At 50.5% G+C, this 24,211-nt stretch carries 22 protein-coding genes and 1 tRNA gene; 14 read left to right on the forward strand and 9 right to left on the reverse strand.

What is annotated here, in order from left to right; all coding sequences use genetic code 11:
• Positions 1–40 precede the first annotated feature (40 nt).
• The 8 genes from WB371_RS06710 (at position 41) to yejF (ending at position 10,129) form a co-directional block, all read left to right on the forward strand.
• On the forward strand, positions 41–1,027 hold the full coding sequence (locus WB371_RS06710; RefSeq protein ID WP_336219314.1) for a GTP-binding protein: 987 nt from the start codon (positions 41–43) through the stop codon (positions 1,025–1,027).
• A 32-nt stretch (positions 1,028–1,059) separates the two neighbouring features.
• Positions 1,060–1,779, forward strand: a complete 720-nt coding sequence (locus WB371_RS06715; protein ID WP_336219315.1) for a phosphatase PAP2 family protein — start codon at positions 1,060–1,062, stop codon at positions 1,777–1,779.
• Positions 1,780–2,190: 411 nt separating this feature from the next.
• On the forward strand, positions 2,191–2,757 hold the full coding sequence (mepS, locus tag WB371_RS06720) for a bifunctional murein DD-endopeptidase/murein LD-carboxypeptidase (RefSeq protein WP_336219316.1): 567 nt from the start codon (positions 2,191–2,193) through the stop codon (positions 2,755–2,757).
• Positions 2,758–2,944: 187 nt separating this feature from the next.
• A complete protein-coding gene (locus tag WB371_RS06725; RefSeq protein ID WP_336219317.1) occupies positions 2,945–4,501 on the forward strand; it encodes a cyclic di-GMP phosphodiesterase in 1,557 nt (518 codons plus the stop codon).
• A 102-nt stretch (positions 4,502–4,603) separates the two neighbouring features.
• A complete protein-coding gene (locus tag WB371_RS06730; protein ID WP_336219318.1) occupies positions 4,604–6,418 on the forward strand; it encodes an extracellular solute-binding protein in 1,815 nt (604 codons plus the stop codon).
• Positions 6,419–7,513 (forward strand): microcin C ABC transporter permease YejB, encoded by a 1,095-nt coding sequence (locus WB371_RS06735; protein ID WP_336219319.1) that lies wholly within the window; start codon positions 6,419–6,421, stop codon positions 7,511–7,513.
• Complete coding sequence (locus WB371_RS06740; protein WP_336219320.1) at positions 7,513–8,538, forward strand: ABC transporter permease; 1,026 nt, start codon at positions 7,513–7,515, stop codon at positions 8,536–8,538. Before WB371_RS06735 ends, WB371_RS06740 begins: the two co-directional genes overlap by 1 nt.
• 1 nt (position 8,539) lies before the next feature.
• A complete protein-coding gene (gene yejF / locus WB371_RS06745) occupies positions 8,540–10,129 on the forward strand; it encodes a microcin C ABC transporter ATP-binding protein YejF (protein WP_336219321.1) in 1,590 nt (529 codons plus the stop codon).
• A gap of 3 nt (positions 10,130–10,132) precedes the next feature.
• Here yejF and WB371_RS06750 read toward each other — a convergent pair whose 3' ends face one another.
• From WB371_RS06750 to rsuA, 3 genes are all read right to left on the reverse strand, one after another.
• Entirely contained in the window at positions 10,133–10,477 is a 345-nt protein-coding gene (locus tag WB371_RS06750) for a YejG family protein (protein WP_336219322.1), read from the reverse strand.
• 334 nt (positions 10,478–10,811) lie between these two features.
• Positions 10,812–12,005, reverse strand: coding sequence for a Bcr/CflA family multidrug efflux MFS transporter (locus WB371_RS06755; RefSeq protein WP_420704030.1), 1,194 nt, complete (start codon positions 12,003–12,005; stop codon positions 10,812–10,814).
• A gap of 15 nt (positions 12,006–12,020) precedes the next feature.
• Positions 12,021–12,728, reverse strand: a complete 708-nt coding sequence (gene rsuA / locus WB371_RS06760; protein WP_336219323.1) for a 16S rRNA pseudouridine(516) synthase RsuA — start codon at positions 12,726–12,728, stop codon at positions 12,021–12,023.
• A gap of 151 nt (positions 12,729–12,879) precedes the next feature.
• Here rsuA and WB371_RS06765 point away from each other — a divergent pair, with 151 nt between their 5' ends.
• Positions 12,880–14,640: a DEAD/DEAH box helicase gene (locus tag WB371_RS06765; RefSeq protein WP_336219324.1), complete on the forward strand. Its 1,761-nt coding sequence runs from the start codon at positions 12,880–12,882 to the stop codon at positions 14,638–14,640.
• Between the two features lie 124 nt (positions 14,641–14,764).
• Positions 14,765–15,049: a 50S ribosomal protein L25 gene (rplY, locus tag WB371_RS06770; RefSeq protein ID WP_336219325.1), complete on the forward strand. Its 285-nt coding sequence runs from the start codon at positions 14,765–14,767 to the stop codon at positions 15,047–15,049.
• A 154-nt stretch (positions 15,050–15,203) separates the two neighbouring features.
• Here the strand turns inward: rplY and yejK are convergent, their stop codons facing one another.
• Positions 15,204–16,211, reverse strand: coding sequence for a nucleoid-associated protein YejK (gene yejK, locus WB371_RS06775; protein WP_336219326.1), 1,008 nt, complete (start codon positions 16,209–16,211; stop codon positions 15,204–15,206).
• 180 nt (positions 16,212–16,391) lie between these two features.
• Between yejK and WB371_RS06780 the strand changes: the two genes are divergently transcribed.
• The 3 genes from WB371_RS06780 (at position 16,392) to WB371_RS06790 (ending at position 18,561) form a co-directional block, all read left to right on the forward strand.
• Positions 16,392–16,619 carry a YejL family protein gene (locus tag WB371_RS06780; protein ID WP_042317936.1) on the forward strand — a complete coding sequence of 76 codons (228 nt, stop codon included), beginning with the start codon at positions 16,392–16,394 and terminating at the stop codon, positions 16,617–16,619.
• A gap of 31 nt (positions 16,620–16,650) precedes the next feature.
• Positions 16,651–18,411 carry an LPS biosynthesis-modulating metalloenzyme YejM gene (gene yejM / locus WB371_RS06785; protein ID WP_336219327.1) on the forward strand — a complete coding sequence of 587 codons (1,761 nt, stop codon included), beginning with the start codon at positions 16,651–16,653 and terminating at the stop codon, positions 18,409–18,411.
• A gap of 73 nt (positions 18,412–18,484) precedes the next feature.
• Positions 18,485–18,561: transfer RNA gene (locus WB371_RS06790), tRNA-Pro, on the forward strand.
• A 391-nt stretch (positions 18,562–18,952) separates the two neighbouring features.
• Here WB371_RS06790 and WB371_RS06795 read toward each other — a convergent pair.
• From WB371_RS06795 to WB371_RS06810, 4 genes are all read right to left on the reverse strand, one after another.
• Positions 18,953–19,534 carry a hypothetical protein gene (locus WB371_RS06795; RefSeq protein ID WP_336219328.1) on the reverse strand — a complete coding sequence of 194 codons (582 nt, stop codon included), beginning with the start codon at positions 19,532–19,534 and terminating at the stop codon, positions 18,953–18,955.
• Positions 19,535–19,965: 431 nt separating this feature from the next.
• Positions 19,966–20,352, reverse strand: coding sequence for a hypothetical protein (locus WB371_RS06800; RefSeq protein WP_336219329.1), 387 nt, complete (start codon positions 20,350–20,352; stop codon positions 19,966–19,968).
• Positions 20,353–20,383: 31 nt separating this feature from the next.
• Positions 20,384–21,172: a YadA-like family protein gene (locus WB371_RS06805; RefSeq protein WP_336219330.1), complete on the reverse strand. Its 789-nt coding sequence runs from the start codon at positions 21,170–21,172 to the stop codon at positions 20,384–20,386.
• A 331-nt stretch (positions 21,173–21,503) separates the two neighbouring features.
• A complete protein-coding gene (locus tag WB371_RS06810; RefSeq protein ID WP_336219331.1) occupies positions 21,504–21,767 on the reverse strand; it encodes a hypothetical protein in 264 nt (87 codons plus the stop codon).
• Between the two features lie 973 nt (positions 21,768–22,740).
• Here WB371_RS06810 and WB371_RS06815 point away from each other — a divergent pair.
• Positions 22,741–22,917, forward strand: a complete 177-nt coding sequence (locus WB371_RS06815; RefSeq protein ID WP_336219332.1) for a plasmid partition protein ParG — start codon at positions 22,741–22,743, stop codon at positions 22,915–22,917.
• Between the two features lie 44 nt (positions 22,918–22,961).
• Here the strand turns inward: WB371_RS06815 and WB371_RS06820 are convergent, their stop codons facing one another.
• A complete protein-coding gene (locus tag WB371_RS06820) occupies positions 22,962–23,927 on the reverse strand; it encodes a site-specific integrase (protein ID WP_336219333.1) in 966 nt (321 codons plus the stop codon).
• Positions 23,928–24,211 lie beyond the last annotated feature (284 nt).

Raw genomic sequence — 24,211 nt, forward strand, 5'->3', positions numbered from 1 at the left:
ATTAATAGAAATCGTTACGGCACATCATTCTGGAGCAGGCGTGACCAAAACTAACCTCATTACCGGTTTTCTCGGCAGCGGTAAAACCACTTCTATTCTTCACCTGTTAGCGCACAAAAACCCGGAAGAAAAATGGGCTGTGTTAGTCAATGAGTTCGGCGAAGTCGGTATTGACGGCGCCCTGCTCGCGGACAGTGGAGCTTTGCTTAAAGAGATCCCCGGCGGCTGTATGTGCTGCGTCAATGGTTTGCCGATGCAGGTCGGACTGAACACGCTGCTGCGCCAGGGAAAACCAGACCGTCTGCTGATTGAACCGACGGGTCTGGGGCATCCGAAACAGATCCTCGATTTGCTCACCGCCCCCGTTTACGAGCCCTGGATCGACCTCCGCGCGACCCTGTGTATTCTTGACCCGCGCCTGTTGCTGGATGATAAAAGCCTTGGCAACGAAAACTTCCGCGACCAGCTCGCAGCGGCAGATGTCATCGTGGCGAATAAATCCGATCGCGCAACAACTGAAAGTGAAGGTGCCCTGCGCGCATGGTGGCAGCAGTCTGGCGGCAACCGCCAGTTAGTGCAGACCGAGCACGGACAGATTGACGCTCAGTTGCTGGACCTACCGCGCCTGAACCTCTCGGAATTGCCCGCCAGCGCCGCACATTCGCATAGCCATCCGGAGAAACGAGGGTTAGCAGCGCTGAGCCTGCCCGCGCAGCAGCGCTGGCGCCGAAGCCTCAACAGCGGTCAGGGACATCAGGCTTGCGGCTGGATTTTCGATGCCGATACCGTATTCGATACTATCGGACTGCTGGAATGGGCGCGTCTTGCCCCCGTCGGTCGGGTGAAAGGGGTGATGCGTATCCCGGAAGGCCTCGTGCGCATTAATCGCCAGGGCGAGGATCTGCACATTGAAACACAGAACGTCGCACCGCCCGATAGCCGTATTGAGCTAATTTCCAGTACCGATGCCGACTGGAATGCATTGCAGAGCGCATTGTTGAAGCTTCGTTTAGCTGAACCTGCGTAAGGTTGCCTGCGATTTATTGAACAGTGAAATATGTGAATATGAAAACCCGATTACCACTGATACTTTTGCTGAATGTTGCTGGCCTGGCATTATTCATGAGCTGGTACATTCCCGCTAATCATGGATTCTGGTTCCCCATCGACTCCGGTATTTTCCACTTCTTTAACCATAAACTGGTCGAAAGCCGGGCATTCCTGTGGCTGGTCGCCATTACCAATAACCGGGCGTTTGACGGCTGCTCTCTGCTGGCGATGGGCTGCCTGATGCTCAGTTTCTGGCTGAAGGAGACCCCGGCAGGTCGCCGCCGCATTGTGATTATCGGGCTGGTTATGCTGCTCACTGCGGTTATCCTGAATCAGGCAGGTCAGGCGCTGTTACCCGTCAAGCGTGCAAGCCCGACGCTGAGTTTCGATAATATTTATCGCGTCAGCGAACTGCTGCATATTTCAACAAAGGATGCATCTAAAGACAGTTTCCCAGGCGATCACGGAATGATGCTGCTTATTTTCGCTGCTTTTATGCTGCGTTATTTCGGGAAAACAGCAGGGCTCATCGGCCTTCTCATTGTTGTGGTCTTTGCGTTTCCACGCGTGATGATTGGAGCGCACTGGTTCACCGATATCGCAGTTGGATCATTAACGGTAGTATTGATTGGTCTGCCGTGGTGTCTGTTGACCCCATTAAGCGATCGTGCAGTCGCGCTTTTCGACAATTATCTCCCCGGCAAAAACAAACAAATTTTAAACAAATAACGTAAAGTTATTAACATCGACAGGGTTCATTTTCTCCCTGTCGATGGATAAAGATAAATCATTCATCTCACCATCATCTGACTGTAACAACATTTGCATTACGAATGAGTATGTTGGCTATTTTGCCCTCATTTTGTTCTTTAATTGACCAATCCCGTTTATTCACTTTCTGTATCACAATTTCTTATTAAAATTCAGATAATATAACTCGCCAAGCCAGCGACGATCGGGTAACCTCGAATCCGTTTTGCCTCGCTTGGTAATTATTCTCTTCGCGAAGAAAATTGTGCGTTCCGCCACAGTTTTACGCTTAAAGAATTGTCTCCTTGTGCGCAGGTAATTAGTCTCGTCACGTTTGGCATTTTTTATAACGATATTTATCGTTAAGGACTTCAAGGGAAAACAAACAAAATGGTCAAATCTCAACCGTTCTTGAGATATTTTTTACGCGGAATCCCCGCAATAGCAGTAGCGGTACTGCTTTCTGCATGTAGCACTACAAACACCGCAAAGAATATGCATTCTGAGACGCTTGGTGTGGGTCAAGAGACTTCTTCACTGCAAGCTTCTCAGGATGAATTTGAGAGCATGGTTCGTAACCTCGATGTGAAATCGCGAATTATGGATCAGTACGCTGACTGGAAAGGCGTACGTTATCGCCTCGGCGGCGACTCCAAAAAAGGTATTGATTGTTCCAGCTTTGTACAGCGTACATTCCGCGAACAATTTGGCTTAGAACTTCCGCGCTCCACGTCTGAGCAACAGGAAACCGGTAAATCTGTTTCACGTAGTAATCTGCGTACCGGCGACTTAGTCCTGTTCCGCGCGGGGTCGACGGGACGCCATGTGGGTATTTATATTGGCAACAACCAGTTTGTTCATGCCTCTACCAGCAGCGGTGTCATTATCTCCAGTATGAACGAACCTTACTGGAAAAAGCGCTACAACGAAGCGCGTCGGGTTCTGAGCCGCACGTAATCGTTGGGTTGCTATCCCTTGGCTATCCTGACGAGACAAATACAACGCACCGCTTCGGCGGTGCTTTTTTTTGAAAGGCCGTACGCCCTCTATGGAAAAGCATGACTCGCCGAATCAATCCAGGCTATAGTCTTGTAATTCAATCGATTTAATCAACATCAGCAACCTCAGGGCCAAACCAGGTATCATGTTCACACGCGCCTTATCTTCTGGTCGAAAAATCGTGCTTGCCTGCATCGTCACTGGGGTTATCATCGCCATTGTGATCAGTAGCTTACAATTCCTCATGACGTGGCATAAGCGCGAAGTCAAATACGATACGTTGATTTCCGATATTCAGCATTACCTCAACAGCTATTTCGCCGATCTCAAAAACACCACGGATCTTCTCCAGCCGCTGACCCTGAACACCTGTAAAGAAGTCGGCTCAGAATTAACGTCCCGCGCGGCATTCAGTCTTAACGTACGTGCGTTTTTACTTGTTAAAGATAAGAAAGCCTTTTGCTCTTCAGCAACGGGCAGCATGGACACGTTGCTGACTGAACTGGTGCCGGGGCTGGATATCAGTAAAGAGATCGATATGGCGATCATGCCCGGCACCCCGATGATGCCCAACAAACCCGCTATGGTGATTTGGTATCGCAATCCCCTTTTAGTCAACAGCGGCGTGTTTACTTCGCTGAACATCAACCTCACGCCGTATCTTCTCTATACCTCCCGGCAGGAAGATTTCGACGGGATCGCAATCATTGTCGGTAACACCGTTTTATCCACCTTTTCGGACCATCTGTTAAGACTCGATGAACTCACAGATAAACCAGAGCGTGAGGCTAAAATTACGGGTGTTCCGGTGACTATCAGGTTATACGCCACAAACTGGACCTGGTCCGATTTATGGTATGCCCTTCTCCTCGGCGGAATGGGGGGGATTATTGCGGGTTTGCTTTGCTACTACATCATGAGTATACGGTTGCGGCCGGGCAAAGAGATCCTTATCGGGATCAAGCGTGACCAGTTCTACGTGGTGTATCAGCCCGTTGTGGATACGCAGTCATTAAACGTCACCGGGCTGGAAGTGTTACTGCGCTGGAAACATCCAACCGTGGGCGAGATCCCGCCTGACGCATTTATCCATTATGCAGAAGCTCAGAACATGATTGTGCCATTGACGCAACATTTGTTTGAGCTGGTCGCGCGTGACGCCGCTACGCTGCAGAAGGTTCTCCCTGTCGGCGCCAAATACGGTATCAACATTGCCCCTGACCACCTGCACAGCAGCGGTTTTAAAGATGATATGCGCCAGTTGGCTGCCGCAATGCCGCCTAATCACTTTCAGATCGTATTAGAAATTACCGAGCGCGACATGCTTCAGCAGCATGAGGCCTCGCAATTGTTCGAATGGCTGCACGCGGCGGGTTTTGAGATTGCGATTGATGATTTTGGTACGGGCCACAGCGCCCTGATTTATCTGGAACGCTATACCCTGGATTACCTGAAAATCGACCGTGGTTTTATTAACGCCATTGGGACAGAAACGGTCACATCTCCGGTTCTGGATGCAGTACTGACACTGGCTAAGCGTCTCGATATGATGACAGTAGCTGAAGGGGTCGAAACACCGGAACAAGCGAAATGGTTGCATGATAAGGGCGTTCGCTTCCTTCAGGGGTACTGGATCAGCCGCCCACTGCCACTTGATGAGTTTGTCCGCTGGGTTTCAGAGCCGCACGGACTGAAGTGGTAAAGCGTGGGCACATAGATTCACAATATGCACTACCTGCCCTATTATTCAGGCATGAGAATGACCTGCACTGACAGGTCGGCCAAAAAAGGAATTCCATTGTCGATGAATGTTCGCATATTGCTGCTGTTTATCTCGCTGATGAGCTTTGGCGCACAGGCACAGTCCATCAAAGAGAGCTATGCCTTTGCTGTTTTGGGGGAACCCAAATATGCGTTCAATTTTGATCACTTCGATTATGCCAACCCTGCCGCCCCAAAAGGCGGTCAGATTACGCTTTCCGCCATTGGCACATTCGACAATTTCAACCGCTATGCCATGCGCGGTAACCCCGGCGCACGTACTGAGCAGCTTTACGACACGTTGTTTACGACGTCAGATGACGAACCCGGAAGCTATTACCCGCTGATTGCCGAGAGCGCCCGCTACGCCGAGGATTACTCATGGGTGGAAGTAACAATTAATCCCCGCGCCCGTTTCCATGATGGCACACCCATCCAGGCGAAAGATGTCGCCTTCACCTTCCAAAAATTTATGACTGAAGGCGTTCCTCAATTTCGTCTTGTCTATAAAGGTACGACGGTCAAAGCTATTGCTCCGCTGACTGTTCGTATGGAACTGGCGAAGCCCGGGAAAGAGAATATGCTCAGCCTGTTCTCTTTGCCTGTCATGCCCGAAGCATACTGGAAAGATCACAAGCTCAGCGATCCTCTGTCAAAACCGCCGCTAAGCAGCGGTCCGTACCGCATTAGCCAGTGGAAGATGGGACAATATATTGTCTACTCACGCGTCAAAGATTACTGGGCCGCCAGTCTGCCGGTGAATCGTGGGCGCTGGAACTTTGACACCATTCGCTACGACTATTATCTCGACGATAACGTGGCCTTCGAAGCCTTTAAGGCCGGAGCGTTTGATTTACGTCTGGAAAGCGATGCCAAAAACTGGGCGACACGCTATGTCGGCAAAAACTTTGATAACCAATACATCATCAAAGATGAGCAAAAAAATGAATCAGCACAGGATACACGCTGGCTGGCCTTCAACATTCAGCGTCCCGTGTTCAGCGACCGCCGGGTACGTGAAGCCATCACGCTGGCGTTTGACTTTGAGTGGATGAATAAGGCGCTGTTCTACAATGCCTGGAGCCGGGCTAATAGCTATTTTCAGAATACGGAATATGCCGCCAGAAATTACCCTGACGCGGCCGAACTGGTGCTACTCGCCCCCATGAAAAAGGATCTCCCGCCGGAAGTCTTTACGCAAATCTATCAGCCGCCCGTTTCCAAAGGGGACGGTTACGATCGTGATAACCTGCTCAACGCGGACAATCTGTTAAAAGAGGCTGGCTGGGAACTGAAAGGCCAGCAACGAATCAATACCACCACCGGGAAACCATTGCGTTTTGAATTACTGATTTCGGCAGGTAGCAACAGCCAGTGGGTTCTGCCATTCCAGCACAATCTCCAGCGTCTGGGGATTACGATGGATATTCGCCAGGTGGATAACTCACAAATCACTAACCGTATGCGCAGTCGCGACTATGACATGATGCCCAGGCTGTGGCGCGCAATGCCCTGGCCCAGCTCAGACCTGCAAATCTCATGGGCGTCCGAGTACATCGACTCCAGTTACAACGCCCCCGGCGTGAAAAGCCCGGTGATTGACAAGCTTATCAACCAAATCATTGCGGCGCAGGGAAACAAAGACAAGCTGATCCCCCTCGGACGCGCACTGGACAGAGTGCTGACATGGAATTACTACATGCTCCCGATGTGGTATATGGCGGAAGACCGGCTCGCCTGGTGGGATAAATTCTCTCGTCCAGCTATTCGTCCGATTTACACCATTGGCCTTGATAACTGGTGGTACGATGTGAACCGCGCAGCTAAGTTGCCTGCAGCCAGACGCCAGGGAGAATAAATGGGCGCATATCTGATTCGCCGTTTATTGTTGGTGATCCCGACGCTCTGGGCCATCATCACTATCAACTTTTTTATCGTGCAAATTGCCCCTGGCGGCCCGGTTGATCAGGCCATTGCGGCAATTGAATTCGGTCAGGCAGGCGCCCTGCCCGGTGCCGGAAGCGAAGGCATTCGCGCCAGCCATGCGCAAACCGGGGTGGGAAACATCAGCGACAGCAACTATCGGGGCGGTCGCGGCCTTGACCCGGAAGTCATTGCTGAAATTACGAAACGCTACGGGTTTGACAAGCCTCTGCACGAACGCTATTTCACAATGCTCTGGAATTACCTCCGCTTTGATTTCGGCGACAGTCTGTTTCGTAGTGCCTCGGTGCTGACGCTCATCAAAGACAGTCTGCCAGTGTCGATAACCCTGGGGCTGTGGAGTACGCTCATCATCTATCTGGTATCGATTCCGCTTGGGATCCGCAAAGCCGTTCACAACGGCAGCCGTTTCGACGTCTGGAGCAGTGCGTTCATTATTATCGGTTACGCTATTCCGGCGTTTTTATTCGCCATCTTGTTAATCGTCTTCTTTGCCGGCGGCAGCTATTACGATCTCTTCCCGCTACGCGGTCTGGTCTCTGCCAATTTTGATTCCCTCCCCTGGTATCAAAAAATTACCGATTACCTGTGGCACATCACATTGCCTGTGGTGGCGACGGTCATTGGCGGATTCGCCGCCCTGACCATGCTGACCAAAAACGCCTTTCTGGATGAAGTGCGCAAGCAGTACGTGGTGACGGCCCGTGCCAAAGGGGTGAGTGAAAAGAACATTCTATGGAAGCACGTTTTTCGCAACGCGATGCTGCTGGTCATCGCCGGTTTTCCTGCCACGTTCATCAGTATGTTTTTCACCGGCTCATTGCTGATTGAGGTCATGTTTTCCCTCAACGGACTGGGGCTTCTGGGTTATGAAGCGACGGTATCCCGCGATTATCCGGTGATGTTTGGCACGCTGTACATCTTCACCCTGATCGGCCTGCTACTGAATATCCTTAGCGATATCAGCTATACGCTGGTTGACCCGCGCATAGATTTTGAGGGACGCTAATGGCGCATTTAAGCCCTGTCAATCAGGCCCGTTGGGCACGTTTTCGCCATAACCGTCGTGGCTTCTGGTCACTGTGGATCTTTCTCGTTTTGTTTGGGTTGAGCCTGTGCTCGGAACTTATCGCCAACGACAAGCCGCTACTGGTGCGTTATGACAGCAGCTGGTATTTCCCACTGTTTAAAAACTACAGCGAGAGTGATTTTGGCGGCCCGCTGGCGACAAAGGCGGATTATCAGGATCCGTGGCTAAAGCAACAGCTGGAGAAGCGCGGTTGGGTTCTCTGGGCACCCGTGCGCTTTGGCGCGGACAGCATAAACTTTGCGACCGATAAACCGTTTCCATCGCCCCCTTCCGCGCAGAACTGGCTGGGCACTGATGCCAACGGCGGTGACGTACTGGCGAGGATCCTCTACGGCACGCGCATCTCCATCCTTTTTGGTTTGATGCTGACACTGTGTTCAAGCGTAATGGGCGTGCTGGCCGGGGCGTTACAGGGTTATTACGGTGGCAAAGTGGATTTATGGGGCCAGCGGTTTATCGAAGTCTGGTCGGGTATGCCGACGCTCTTTTTAATCATTCTGCTCTCCAGCGTGGTGCAACCTAACTTCTGGTGGCTGCTGGCAATTACGGTGCTGTTTGGCTGGATGAGTCTGGTCGGGGTGGTTCGCGCGGAATTTTTACGCACGCGCAACTTCGATTATATCCGGGCAGCTCAGGCGCTTGGCGTCAGCGACCGCAGCATTATCTTCCGCCACATGTTACCCAACGCGATGGTCGCCACCCTGACCTTCTTACCGTTTATTTTGTGCAGCTCGATCACCACCCTGACATCGCTGGATTTCCTCGGCTTCGGGCTGCCGTTGGGTTCACCGTCATTAGGTGAATTACTTCTGCAAGGGAAAAACAACCTGCAAGCACCGTGGCTGGGTATCACGGCATTTCTGTCTGTTGCCATTTTGCTCTCGCTGCTGATCTTTATCGGCGAGGCCGTCCGTGATGCTTTCGATCCCAACAAGGCGGTGTGAGATGACGCAACCTTTGCTCACGATTGATAAATTGACACTGGGCTTTCGTAAACAAGAGACGGTTCGCACCGTGGTCAGCAATATTTCACTGAGCGTGGAAGCTGGCGAAACGCTGGCGCTGGTCGGCGAATCAGGCTCTGGCAAGAGCGTCACGGCGCTCTCGATCCTGCGTCTGCTCCCCACGCCCCCCGCCGTTTATCTCGGTGGCGATATCCGTTTTCACGGTGAGTCATTACTCCACGCCAGCGAACAGACTCTGCGCGGCGTGCGCGGCAATAAGATCGCGATGATTTTTCAGGAGCCAATGGTTTCACTGAATCCGCTCCATAACCTCGAAAAGCAGCTCTATGAAGTGCTTTCTCTGCACCGGGGCATGCGCCGGGAAGCTGCGCGCGCGGAAATCCTAAGCTGCCTCGATCGCGTCGGCATTCGCCAGGCGGCTAAACGACTGGGCGATTATCCTCATCAGCTTTCCGGGGGGGAACGTCAGCGCGTGATGATTGCGATGGCCTTGCTAACGAGGCCCGAACTGCTTATCGCTGATGAACCGACCACCGCGCTGGATGTCTCGGTTCAGGCGCAAATCCTCACGTTGCTGCGTGAGCTTCAGCATGAGCTGAATATGGGGATGCTGTTTATCACCCATAACCTCAGTATTGTCAGAAAGATCGCCGACGGTGTCGCCGTTATGCAAAACGGGCGATGCGTTGAGCAAAACCGCGCAGTCGCCCTGTTACAGGCTCCAGCGCATCCCTACACGCAAAAGTTGCTCAATAGCGAGCCCGCAGGCGATCCGGTGCCCTTACCCGATCAACAATCCCCTCTCCTTCGGGTTGATGATTTACGTGTCTCTTTTCCCATTCGCAAAGGTATTCTCAAGCGCGTGGTGGCAAGCAATGACGTGCTGAAAGGCATCAGTTTCAGCCTGCAGGCAGGTGAAACGCTGGGGCTGGTAGGAGAATCGGGATCAGGAAAAAGCACCACCGGTCTGGCGCTTCTGCGGCTGATTACCTCTCAGGGGAGTATTGAGTTCGACGGTCAGCAGTTGCAGTTTCTGACGCGCCGACAGCTTCTTCCTGTACGCCATCGCATTCAGGTAGTGTTCCAGGATCCGAACTCCTCACTAAACCCACGGCTCAACGTGCTGCAAATTATTGAAGAGGGGTTGCGCGTACATCAACCAGCATTGACGGCTGAACAACGCGAACAGCAGGTGATTGCCGTAATGGCAGAAGTAGGACTGGACGCAGCTTCACGTCATCGCTACTCTGCGGAATTTTCCGGCGGTCAGCGTCAGCGTATCGCGATTGCGAGAGCGCTGATTCTGAAACCGTCTCTGATCATTCTTGACGAACCGACTTCCTCTCTCGACAGAACCGTCCAGGCACAGATCCTAACGCTGCTGAAATCGCTGCAACAAAAACATCGCCTGGCCTATATCTTCATAAGCCACGATCTGCACGTTGTCCGCGCGTTATGCCATCAGATAATTGTGCTGAGACAGGGAGAGGTTGTCGAACAAGGACAATGTGAGCGCGTGTTTAGCGCACCGCAGCAGGCGTACACGCGTCAGCTTCTCGCGCTAAGCTGACGCTCAAAAGGGATTATTGTTAGAAAACGGTTCGGCAATGGCGACGCCAAAATTTTTCAGCCGACAGGTGGCAGCAAATTCGTCCTGTCGGTTAACAAACAGGCACGGTTCACCTTCACACTCCAGTACAGAGCACTGTACTTCGATGTCACTAAGCGCCTGACTGAGTTTATGCATCACCGGCCATGCGCTGTCGCCGTCCGGACTCAGCAATTTGAGCGCGACCAGACTGTTCTCGACGCTTTGGCCATTTTGCGGAATCGGTTCAACTTTCGAACCTGCAAAACCCGCAGACCACCGATAGTTCTGTGGTAAGCGATGAACGATTGAGAGCTGTAATGTTGTCACTTTCTTTCCCCGGAAGCACAATCACTTCACAATTTGTTTACATCCATATTAACACATCATTGACAATCCGTCCTTAAACGGATGTACAACACCGCGATCCCTCTCCTGCGTGACCCGTCAGGCCTTTGTTTAAAAGAGTAATATGATGCAGGATTAGCGTCGCGGGCTATATGTACCCGTTTCTGCGATCTAACTCAACCTTTTTAACTACAATGATGTGACTTTTTACATAAATTGATTTTACATAAAATAAACATATATCGGAGGAATGATGGATTTGTCGTTGATGTACATCAACAAAGGAAGCCTGGCAGCTTCCGTGTTGTGTCTTTGATCACCGTTTTTTAGGTCGGCTTGCGTAGAGATAGAACAGAATTGAACTGGTTGCACAGAACGCAATGGACCAAATCATCGGCCACGCTGAGTTAAAGGTCGCCAGCGAGAGGAGCGCCCCGACGATTGCGCCTATGCCAAAACGGAAGGTTCCCGCCAGCGATGAGGCCGTTCCCGCCATATGAGGGAACTCATCCAGGATCACTGCCATCGCATTGGAAGAGATCATCGACACGCAGCCGACAAACACCGCCACACCCAGCACCAGCGCCCAGAATCCCACACCAAACAGTGCGCTGAGTACCATCCATACTGCCATTGCCAGCTGGATCCACAGCCCTGTGCGGAACATGTTCAGCGCCCCGATACGCCGCACGAAACGACTGTTAAAGATGGTCATGATGAACAGGAAGACAATATTCAACGCAAAATAATAGCCAAAGTCCTGCGGTGAGACGTGGTTGATTTCGATATAAACGAAAGGACCAGCGCTCAGAAATGAGAACATCCCGGCAAAACTGAAGCCGCTCGCCAGCATATAGCTCAGCACTCGCTTATGGCGAAACAGCGAGGCAAAGTTACCTATCGTGGTACGTATATGGAACGGCTGTCGATGCTCTACGGCCAGCGTCTCCCTGATGAGTAGAGCAATCATCGCTGACGCCAGAATCGCGGCAACCGCCAGGATCCAGAAAATAGAGTGCCAGCTCAGCCACACCAGCACCCAGCCGCCAATAATCGGCGCCAGTAACGGGGCAATCGTTGTGACCAGCATGACAAACGACATCATCCGTGAAAATTCTTCTTTTGGATACATATCGCGCATCAGCGCATTGATAACCACGCTGGCCGCCGCGGCCGCCAGACCATGGAAGAAACGCATCACGATAAGTTGGTCGATGGTCTGCGCCAGCGCACAGGCCGCGGCGGCGGCGGCGAACACCAGCGTTCCGCCAAGGATCACCGGTTTGCGCCCGAGACTGTCCGCCATCGGTCCGTACAGCAATTGCCCCACGGCAAAGCCCAGAATATAGGTACTGAGCGTCATCTGCGCGCTACCAGCGGGTACGCCAAACTGATCGGCGATCACCGGCAGCGCCGGAAGATACATATCAATCGACAGCGGCATCAGCATGGCCAACAGGCCGAGAATAAACACGATGGCAAACGACGACTGCTGCCGGGTATTCGTCACAAAAAACTCCTGAATTTAGCGGAAAGGTATGCCGACGCTGGCAATCTCTTCTTCGGTCAGAGGACGGTATTCCCCCGGTTCAAGGTCAGCATCAAGGGTGATTGCGCCGATCCGTTCACGATGCAGTTCAACAACGTGGTTGCCCACCGCGGCAAACATCCTTTTTACCTGGTGGTAGCGACCTTCGCTGATGGTCAGACGCACCTGGGTGGGCGTAATCACCTCAAGAACGGCGGGTTTGGTGAGATCTTTCTCATTATGCAACTGGATACCTTTTGCAAACTGCGCGGCGGTATCGTCAGCGACGGGCGACTCCAGCGTGACCAGATAGGTTTTTTCACAATGATGGCGCGGAGAAGTGATGCGGTGCGACCACTGCCCGTCGTCGGTCATTAACACCAGACCGGTGGTATCGATATCCAGACGGCCTGCGGCATGTAATTTATGGGCAACCGGCTCATCAAGAAAATAAAGTACCGTCGGGTGATCCGGATCATCCGTCGAGCACACATACCCTTGCGGTTTATTGAGCATGAAGTAGCGTGGACCGGTTTGTTGAACCAGCGTATTGCCGTCATATTCTACATCGTGTTCTGGCAGTAGCTTAAACGCAGCATTTCGGATGATTTCGCCATCCACGGTAACACGGCTACCGCGGATCTCACGCCCGGCAATAGCACGGCTGACGCCGAGTTGCTGAGCGATAAATTTATCAAGTCGCATGAGTGTGATTTTGCCTGTAAAAATACGGAGATCGGGCGCTCTGCCCGAAAAGGGAAGCCGTTATCCGCCCAGTATAGCGGGCTAACAACATCCCTCAAGGGAAAACGATTCGTGGCATACTATACCTGAGTTCGTTACGCATTGTGAGACCATGATTTTTACACTTCGCCCTTATCAACAAGAAGCCGTGGACGCCACGCTCAGCCATTTTCGCCGCCACCGCACGCCTGCTGTGATTGTTCTGCCAACAGGTGCGGGCAAAAGCCTGGTGATTGCGGAACTGGCACGTGTAGCCAGAGGTCGCGTCCTGGTACTGGCGCATGTGAAAGAGCTGGTTGAACAAAACCATGCCAAATACTGTGCGCTGGGGCTTGATGCCGACATTTTTGCCGCCGGACTTAAGCGTAAAGAGAGTCACGGTAAAGTGGTGTTCGGTAGCGTCCAGTCGGTGGCCCGCAACCTGGATGCCTTTCAGGGCGAGTTTTCACTGCTGATTGTCGATGAATGCCATCGTATTGGCGACGATGAAAACAGTCAGTATCAGCAAATACTCACCCACCTGAGCCAGGTTAATCCGCACATCCGTCTGCTGGGGCTCACCGCCACGCCGTTTCGCTTAGGCAGAGGCTGGATTTACCACTTTCATTATCACGGTATGGTTCGCGGCGATGATAAGGCACTGTTTCGCGACTGTATTTATGAGCTGCCGCTGCGTTATATGATTAAGCACGGCTACCTTACCCCGCCAGAGCGCCTGGACATGCCGGTTGTGCAGTACGATTTCAGCCGTTTGCAGGCACAAAGCAACGGGTTGTTCAGCGAAAGCGATCTGAACCGGGAGCTGAAAAAGCAGCAACGTATCACGCCACATATCATTAGCCAGATTGTCGAATTCGCGCAAAGTCGGAAAGGGGTGATGATTTTTGCCGCCACCGTTGAACACGCCAAAGAGATTACCGGGCTATTACCTAAAGAGGATTCCGCGCTGATCACCGGTGACACACCCGGTGCCGAGCGCGATGAACTGATTAGCGCATTTAAGGCCCGGCGTTTTCGTTATCTGGTAAACGTCTCAGTATTGACCACCGGTTTTGACGCTCCGCATGTTGATCTCATTGCCATCCTGCGCCCTACGGAATCAGTGAGCCTTTACCAACAAATTGTCGGTCGCGGTCTGCGCCTCGCGCCGGGAAAAACGGACTGCCTGATTCTTGACTACGCCGGTAATCCACACGACCTCTACACCCCGGAAGTTGGCAGTCCAAAAGGCAAAAGCGACAACGTTCCTGTGCAGGTTTTCTGCCCTGCCTGCGGTTTCGCCAATACGTTTTGGGGTAAAACGACCACAGACGGTACGCTGATAGAACATTTTGGACGTCGCTGCCAGGGCTGGTTCGAAGATGATGAGGGGCACCGCGAACAGTGCGATTTCCGCTTTCGCTTTAAAAATTGCCCGCAATGCAATGCTGAAAACGATATTGCCGCCCGCCGCTGTCGGCAATGCGACACGATCCTTGTCGATCCCGACGACATGCTGAAAGCCGCGCTGAAGTTGAAAGACGCGCTGGTGCTGCGCTGTAGCGGTATGGCGATGCAGCACGGTCAGGACGAGAAAGGCGAGTGGCTAAAAATCACCTACTACGACGAGGACGGCGCTGACGTCAGCGAACGCTTTCGTTTGCACACCCCGGCCCAGCGCACGGCGTTTGAGCAACTGTTTATTCGCCCTCATACCCGTACGCCGGGCGTACCGCTACGCTGGATAACGGCGGCGGATATCCTCGCGCAACAACCGTTATTACGCCATCCCGACTTTGTAGTGGCACGAATGAAAGGTCAGTACTGGCAGGTGCGTGAAAAAGTGTTCGACTACGAGGGGCGTTTTCGTCGGGCACATGAATTGCGCGGTTAATCGTACTTTTGATTGATGTGGCAGGCGTTTGAGTATAGAATCTCGCCCGCTTTTGCATACGCAAAGCAGATCATCTACCTGTTGCTGGGTCGCCTGTAGCAGGAATTATTAAAGAGAGATTTAAATGTTTACTATCAACGCTGAAGTACGTAAAGAGCAGGGTAAGGGTGCGAGCCGCCGCCTGCGTGCCGCTAACAAGTTCCCGGCAATCATCTACGGTGGCAAAGAAGCCCCGATTGCTATTGAACTGGATCACGATCTGGTTATGAACATGCAAGCTAAAGAAGGTTTCTATAGCGAAGTTCTGACCATCGTTGTTGACGGTAAAGAAGTTAAAGTTAAAGCTCAGGCTGTACAGCGTCACGCGTTCAAGCCGAAGCTGACTCACATCGACTTCGTTCGCGCGTAATCGCCAACAGGTTGAAGAAAACCCCGCCCCGGCGGGGTTTTTTTATGCCGTTTTTTGGCTGAGGCCATTAACGATACGTAGGCCGGATAAGACGTTTAGCCGCCATCCGGCAATGCATGATTACCGGATGGCGCTACGCTTATCAGCGTCTGGGTTAGCTCCCGCCCGACGTGCGACGCTGAAGCTGATCGCGCAGGTTCGGCGGCGTTCCTTTGATGGTCAGCGTATCGGTTGCCGGATCCCAGAAAATGCGCTCGCCCAACAGCATCGCGTCGAAGTTAATGGTGAGTCCGCCGCCGCTTCCGGCATATTTGGTCAGTTGACGCAGCGTACTGCGATCTGCCGGGAAGCTCTCTTCCAGCGCATAACCTTTGTCTGCGGTAAATTCGCTGAAGCTCACTTCACTTACACCAGAAAGCTCTTTGGACAGCGACTCAAGCTCAATCTCTTCTCCGGCCTGCAGTTGTTCATTGCAGTAGCTGTAAACCTGCTGACGCACATTCTGGCGTTCAGCCTTATCAAGCTGCGCCTCTGCCGTGAAATCATCGACAGCCTGAAGCAGTCCACGGTTCTGCGCTTTAGCGTTGAGACCTTCGCTGGCGCCCAGAAAATCCATAAAGAAGTCAGCGACTTTGCGCCCCACCCGCCCTTTCAGGAAGGTCAGATAGCGCGTAGATTCCGGGTTCGTTTCCCACTCGGTCAAATCAATGCGCGCGACGATATCCGCATGGTTAATATCGAGATAGTGCGTCGGGTTGATATCCAGATTTTCATTGACGCGCATGCTGCTTAAATTGTTCAGCACCGCCACCAGCAGATACTCAACCGCCAGGTAGCGATAATGGCAAAACAGCACAATGCCGCCATCTGCGAAGGGGTATTTTGCTAACTCGTCGCGTAAACGTCCGGTTGCCGCACGGCTAAAGGCAAGAAAATCGTCTTCACCCTGGCGCTGTAAGCGTAGCGCTTGCGCCAGCTCACTCTCTTCGTTGAACAGGCCATACGCTTTATTTTTCGCACTGTAGACACGATGCAATTCAGCCATCATCTCCACAACGGTGTTTGTCGGTTCCAGCAATGAATCGCGCAGGACCAGCTCAAGGTTTTGTTCTTCGCGCTTGATAAGCTGGTGCAGGGCAATCTGGTTGATATCCAGACTCATGATAAACTCTCCTTAAAGACCGGGCGGTATTCAACCACCACCTGCGAGCCGACGCAACAGAAGATCCAGCATCGTTTGGCAGGCGTTGCGTAACGCGAATTATTTGCGGATAAAAAAGCGGAAAAAAAACTGCTGCTACGGTAATATGTTGCCCTTTCATGAATAAACTGATTTCGATTTATGCCACAAATCTCCCGCTATAGTGACGAACACGTTGAACAACTGCTCACCGAGATGCTCAACGTACTGGAAAAACATAAGGCACCCACTGACCTTTCCCTGATGGTGCTGGGAAACATGGTCACTAACCTTATCAATACCAGCATTGCCCCGGCTCAGCGCCAGGCGATTGCGAACTCTTTTGCCCGCGCATTGCAGTCTTCAGTTAACGACGACAAAGCGCACTAAAAGCCGACTTCGGGGAAACGAACGACACGTTATGGTAACTCATCGTCAGCGCTACCGTGAAAAAGTCTCTCAGATGGTTAGCTGGGGGCATTGGTTTGCACTGTTCAACATTCTGCTGGCCATCGTGCTCGGCAGCCGTTACCTGTTTGTCGCTGACTGGCCGACAACGCTGGCCGGTCGCGTTTACTCTTATGTAAGTATCGTTGGTCACTTTAGTTTTGTGGTGTTCGCCACCTATCTGCTGATTCTCTTCCCGCTGACATTCATCGTCATGTCCCAGAGGTTGATGCGATTCTTGTCAGCTATTCTGGCGACCGCCGGGATGACGCTTTTGCTGATCGACAGCGAAGTATTCACGCGTTTCCATCTGCATTTAAACCCCATTGTCTGGGAACTGGTTATCAACCCTGACCAGAACGAAATGGCGCGCGACTGGCAGTTGATGTTTATCAGCGTGCCGGTGATTCTGCTTATCGAGATGCTGTTTGCCACCTGGAGCTGGCAAAAGCTGCGTAGCCTGACGCGCCGTCGCCATTTCGCCAAGCCGCTGGCGGCTTTCTTCTTTGTTTCGTTTATCGCCTCGCATTTGGTCTATATCTGGGCAGATGCCAATTTCTATCGCCCAATTACCATGCAGCGCGCTAACCTGCCGCTTTCCTATCCGATGACAGCGCGCCGTTTTCTTGAAAAACACGGTCTGTTGGATGCGCAGGAGTATCAGCGTCGCCTGGTTGAACAGGGGAGTCCGGAAGCGGTCTCGGTGCAGTATCCGCTTAGTGACCTCCGCTATCGTGATATGGGCACCGGGCAAAACGTCCTGCTTATCACCATCGATGGCCTTAACTATTCGCGCTATGAAGAGCAGATGCCTGCCCTCGCTGGGTTCGCTGAGCAGAACATTGCTTTCACGCGCCACATGAGTTCGGGTAACACCACTGATAACGGCATTTTTGGCTTGTTCTATGGCGTATCACCAAGCTATATGGACGGCATTTTGTCCAGCAGAACACCGGCTGCGCTTATTTCGGCGCTGAACCAGCAAGGCTATCAACTGGGGCTCTTCTCCTCCGATGGTTTCACCAGTCCGTTGTACCGTCAGGCGCTGCTGTCTGATTTCTCGATGCCAAGTGTGCAAACTCAGTCTGATGAGCAGACAGCCAGTCAGTGGATTAACTGGCTGGGCCGGTATGCGCAGGAAGACAACCGCTGGTTCTCATGGGTATCGTTTAATGGCACTAACGTTGGCAACAGCAACCAGAAAAACTTTATCCGCCGCTACGCCCGTGCAGCGGGTGATGTTGATACGCAGATAAACCGAGTTATCGGCGCACTGCGTGAATCCGGAAAACTGGATAATACGGTGGTCATTATCACCGCCGGGCGCGGTATACCGCTGAGCGACGAAGAGAGAAACTTCGCCTGGTCACGCGGACATTTGCAGGTTCCGCTCATTATTCATTGGCCTGGCACGCCTGCGCAGCGCATCAACAGTCTGACCGATCATACCGATGTGATGACTACCCTGATGCAGCGTCTGCTCCATGTGAGCACGCCTGCCAACGAATATTCTCAGGGGCAGGATCTGTTCAATGCCAATCGTCGCCACTACTGGGTAACCGCGGCGGACAACAATACACTGGCTATCACCACGCCTGAGATGACGCTGGTGCTGAACAATAATGGTAAATACCAGACTTACGATTTACGTGGTGAAAAGATAAAAGATCAGAAGCCACAACTGAGTCTGTTGTTGCAGGTATTGACCGATGAGAAACGTTTTATCGCTAACTGATTCATAATTAATCAGTTAGCCAGACGTCCCCTTGCATTCGGTGTGGAAAGCGGTAGTATTAGCTCCCACGAGTCGGCACGTAGCGCAGCCTGGTAGCGCACCGTCATGGGGTGTCGGGGGTCGGAGGTTCAAATCCTCTCGTGCCGACCAAATTAACGCTATAGATCAGGGGTTTAGCCGTGATGGTTGAACCCCTATTCTACTAGTGTTTTTGTGTATACACAATGCCCGCTCCCATGTTCCCTAGTAACGTTATCCCTCACGTTGATATTTCCCATAGTGTGATCTTCGTCACAAATATTTCTTAAGCCCTGACGCCACCATGACGTGCAAGGCAAAGCCTAAGACGCGAACAAGTTCGCTTTGCTACCAGGCTGCGCTACGTGCCGAAAGGTCAAAGGCATTCGCGCTAAAGCGCTCATATCGGCTCTATCGAGCCTCGACACTGTGAAAGGCAAAAAGAAAAAGGGACGGATCTTTTTTGATCACATCCCCTTAACTTTTATATGCACTATTTGTATATTTATACAGTGGTTTGCATTTACTCTTGATTGTTTGGCTTGTGCTTGCAGTTGTTATAGTGGTTGCGGTGCATGTTTCCACCTGAACCGATAAAACCACAATGAGGGCAAGGCTTAAATGTACGTGGCTTTAATGGGCGATCTTTAATCTCTTTGCAGTTGTCGAAATGCCAGCGCTTGAAAGCTCCACCATTACCCATAGTTTTACAATGAGGGCAAATTGATTGCTCTTTTTGCTTTCTATTCGGGTTCTGTTTGCAGTAGTCAAAATGCCATGTATACAAGCCAGTGCCGCCAGTTTTCCCACAATGAGGACAAGTTAGGGTAATGGCTTTTAGCTTCTGTCGGATGTTCTCCAGCATTACCGGATCGCTCATTTGTTCTTTAGCTCTTACCCGGCATTTCTCCTTAAATTCATCAGATCGTTTAATCCCTGTTAATGCCGCTGAAACCTTAGCATTACTTTCAGGAGTACGATTACAGGCTACGCAATTTCGATCACTAACATAGCGGAGTGTTTCGCCACATTTCCGGCAAGGTGTGCCGTTGTGGGTTTCTACAGGGGATCTTTTTTCTTTGTGTTTATTGTTCTTACAAATCATACAGGCGCATGATCTGGAATCTCTGAGGGTTCCCCCGCACCGCTTACAAGGTCTGCCGTGGTAAGTGTGATCCACCACCTCGGAGGGGTGGCTATGTTCGTTTTTAACTAACACCTCCGGGCCTCCTTGCGTTGATCCTTTAGGTTCTGTCGGAGGCTTTGCCTCCTTTCGAGGGTAGAATATAGAGCAATAAAAAAGCGGGGCCATTTGATCCGGCTCCCGCTTGAGTATCAGGCTATACATAAATGGTTATCTTATTATTTACAACCTGCTTAACTCCCGTAATTCCCTGAATGCTTTCCGGCTTATTTGGTAGAGATCCCGGAATCCATAACTGTTAGCCAACATTAAAGAGATCAGTAACCACTACCCCCCGGCACAAAACAAACTAAAGTAAACCGGGCCATATTCGATAAGGTAAAACCAATCTATTATTTAAGAACCGCCGTTACTACTTGATCGTGTGCGTAGCCTAAATGGATTCGATAAGCACCCTTGCCAAAGATCCCAGCGTCTACCGGATGAAAGCCGTAATTCTCTAAGGCGCTGTTAGCATCCTGAATGCTTGAGCCTAACAAAGAATCATTAATAAAGGCTTGAATTTCCCGGCGTTCTTTGACTGCTGGATCAGTAGCAAAACGGGCTTCATTCTGCGCCTTAGTCTTGTGTATGTCGCAAGTGCCGTTAGCCTCTGTAACCTGAGTACACCCGGAGCGGATAAGCTGATCGCGGTAATGGGCGTTAATGGCGTGGGCCTCTGGTACTACGAAAGGAGCCGCAAAAAGCGCTACGATTACTGCCAACGTGATTTTATTCATGCTATTACCTAATTAACGTTAAAAGGATTAATTACCACCCGATAGACACGCCAGCACCATAACCAAAGTTAGACGCGCTATCGCTAGAAACTGCTGCTTTTACCTGCACACGGGAAGCCAATCGAACCGAAGCCCCTACGCTTAAAGCGTTCTCACCATCATAACCACCAACCCCGGCCCCGATTGCTACGCGCTGATCTCCAGCTACACCCGGAATAGAAGCCATAGCCATAGCCGCACTTGTACCCGCTGAGGCTTGTTTCTTATTCTCGTTAACGGTCTTGCTCAAGTCTGAGAAACGTTTGTTAGTTTGCGTTTCAAAGTCTTTAAACTGCTGCCGGGTTTGTGTGTCTACGGTGGAGCGCGTGATCGTGGTTGTAACTCCGTCTAAACCGTTCTTACCGTCCAGACCATCACGCCCCGCACTACCTGCTACACCCTGCGCACCCGTTGCGCCTGTGTCACCTTTGGCCCCCTGCGCCCCGTCTATGCCGTTGCGCCCGTCTTTTCCGTCTATGCCGTCTTTACCATCTTTAGGCGCTGGCTGAGACTCCAGCACGGTTAAGCGGTTATCCTGTTGAATGTCGTGATCGTTGCTCTGCTGCTGCACCTGAGCTACATAATCGTTAGTTGTCTGCAATTCCCGCGCTGTGTCCTGCTGGTTAGCGGCTACCTGTGCTGCTAAAGCGTGATTTTCAACACGGTTATCTGTGATTTGAGAATCTACAGAATCGCCCCACGTTTGATCGTAGGTAGCTGGAGCGGCATTAGCCAAAGAAGCAAAAGAAATTACAAACAAAGCAATAATTGAACGTTTCATTTTAAGCACCATTAAATAAATTTATTAAAATCAATTAGATAAAAAACAAGCCGGGCTAAAGTATTTCCGAAAGGCTCATGATTATTTACCTTCTTTTACATAACTAAATAATCGCTTGCTGAATCATTTCAGCATTTGATTTAGATCAAACTTTTGTTTAGGAATATTCCTGGTTAGCTTAATTTTTGTCCTAACAAAAGGCTAGACACGCCCGTTAGGGCGCTAATTAATTAGTGCGCTGAAAAAAGATAGACCGTGTGAAGAATCACTAGCCACAAAGCGTAGCTTTTACCATGCCTACGGCATACGGCTAGACCTAACCCCTACGGGGTCACGGATAACAACTAACCAGACCGATTACTACAGCAATAAAAGCAACACTGAGAACAAATACATCACTCTGATTTTCTGATAACCATACCTGCCACGGGTGCGGGGGTTTAGCTTGTGTGCGCCCCTTTGCTTGTGTGCGGGGTGATGATTCGAGTAGCTGATCGCTACGTTCCGGCTTACTGTCTAAGGCGGTGTGATCCCCACCCTGACCAAAACCAAAGCACACGACAATAAAGAGAAACCAACCTAACACGGCAATCATGATAACCCCTATAAGCAAGACTCTAAGGAGGCGAAGCCTCCGACAAGAGATTTATCTCTAAAGAGTCAATGATCATTAACTCTATGCATTATCCAGTGTGCGGGGTCATAGAGTCAATGTTTTTAGAGTCAAATCTCTAAAAAAACATGGTAAGCCCTTGAGGGCTAAGAGACAAAGAGTTTTAGAGTTAAATTTTATCATCATAAATTAAGTGGTTGTCTTTAAATGATTGAAAAATAAAAATTTTCTGTGGGGGATCAATTATAAAGAAAAAAATAAAAATGGGTTTTTCTGTAATTTTATCCAGAAAAAAGGCTGATTTCTTGAGGGGGGCAGGGTATCAGGGGAGGGGGTAGACCGTTAGGTCTGGTCAATGGTCGTAGACCATAAGACGGCTTTCAGCCGTAGCCTTTGGCTTGGCGGGGTGTGACCTGCCCGTAATAGTCTGTCTTAGTCTGTGGTAATTGCTTACATATCAATAAATTACATCATCCGTACACACTTTGATAATGTGCATGGCTTCCCCTTTATTAGTTGCAATTGTTAATAATGATCAGGCTAAGTAATGCAAAGGCCCACACTTACTAACAGGCTAAGACAACCACTTATATAATATTTATATCTGTCTTTATCCAGATATAAACGATCACTTTGAGTCTGATAGCCTGTTCAGGCTTCCCGCGCCCTCTGGCGTTCCGCCAATTGGATAAGGAATTACTGATTGATAATAACCCGTGAGTAATATTAAGCCCTTCGGCCTTTGACCTTTTCTTTTTCCGTGTTTATCAATGGGCCTGTGAGGGTTAACACCTCTCCATGCTTAGGCATTGAGCCGTTAGGCTATGCCAGTGCTAGGCACTTTAAGGCGAGATCAACCCTATTAACGTGATTCAAATCAGTTATAACCACTTGTTTTTTAACTCTAAAGAGCCTAAACTATTTGTAGTTATAGCTATTTTTCGAGGTTGTAGGCATGAATAAAGAGAATGAAAAAGAAGTGATCAAGACCGTAAGGATTCAAGTTTACACAACTGAGGAAAAGCATAGAGCCTTTAAAATGGTGTGTGCTGGTGAAGGTAGGAAAATGACGGATGTAGTAGACGATCTGATCACGTCCTATCTGAAAGAGAAGGGAATCACTATAGAGTAGAACGAGGGAGAATAGCCCCTATCAAGGGGCCATTGTCTTTATATTTAATCAAGCAAGTGCGCTACGCTTTCTGCTTTGATGTGGGAATAACGAGAAAGCATAGTAATAGTTTTGTGACCACTCACCGCCATTAATTGCACCGTGCTTAATCCCTTTTCAGCGGCTCTTGTGATGGCTGAATGTCTGAGGCTATGGAAACATACGTTATAGACTTTTGCTAGCCGTGCTGCCCTTCTGAAAGCCTGTGTGACCGCATAAGGCGTAAGGGTGAATAGTTTTGCGTGTTTGTCTCTGCCGTCACAAAGATCACGTAGCATTTCACATGCTTTTGTAGTCAATGGAACGTTACGCCCTTCCCCGTTCTTGGTCATATCGTCACTAAGTCTAATAATGCGCTTATTCAGATCCACCATTGCAGGGGTGATAGCTAAGATCTCGTTTCTTCTCATTGCCGTTTCATAAGCCAGTTCAATGATCGGTTTACTCTTTTCACTGGCAAAGCTGAGAATCATTTGAAGTTGCAGAGGTTCTACGATTGCCTCCCGTGGTTTACCGGGTTCAGGCAGTTTTACGCCCTTCACTACATCAGTGCATTCAACCCCTTTTTCATCATTGGCCCATCTAAGCAAACGTGAAAGTAATTGCAACTCTAGGCGCACTGTAGAGCCGCTCACGGCCTTTAATCGCTCCTGCCTGTACGCTATCACATCCTCTTTTGTGAGGGCTTCTAAAGGCTTCTCCTTGAGCACACGAGCAATCACAATCAAGCGATGGTAAGTAGCGATATAGCCGCCTCTTTTCTTACCGTTCCTGATCATGATTTCAGCCATGTAAGGATCAGTTAGCTTTTCTACAGTGTGGGTAGTTGCAGGTTGAAGCCCCGCTAAATATTCGTTAGCTGCTTGCTCGCATTCAGCACGAGTTTCACGGGTTATCGTCTTTTGAGGGAATCCCTTCACGCGCACTTGCACATTGAATTTACCAGACGGTAATTGACGAATTGTAGCCATTATAAACACTCCTAGTAATGGCTAACCCCTTGAAATATAACTAGTTAAACCGTCATGGGGTGTCGGGGGTCGGAGGTTCAAATCCTCTCGTGCCGACCAAAATTCCCCTTAAGAACCAGCCTATTAAGGCTGGTTTTTTATTGACGTAAAATCAGGATGCGCCAGTCATATCGTCAGTTGCGGCTTGTTCGATGATGGAGTCCACCGAGTGTGTCGGCGAACACCACATTGGCGAATATATAAGATTATTACCTGATGGCACAGGAATGACACTTATATTGAGA

Source organism: Citrobacter amalonaticus, assembly GCF_037053465.1.
Lineage (GTDB): Bacteria > Pseudomonadota > Gammaproteobacteria > Enterobacterales > Enterobacteriaceae > Citrobacter_A > Citrobacter_A amalonaticus_H.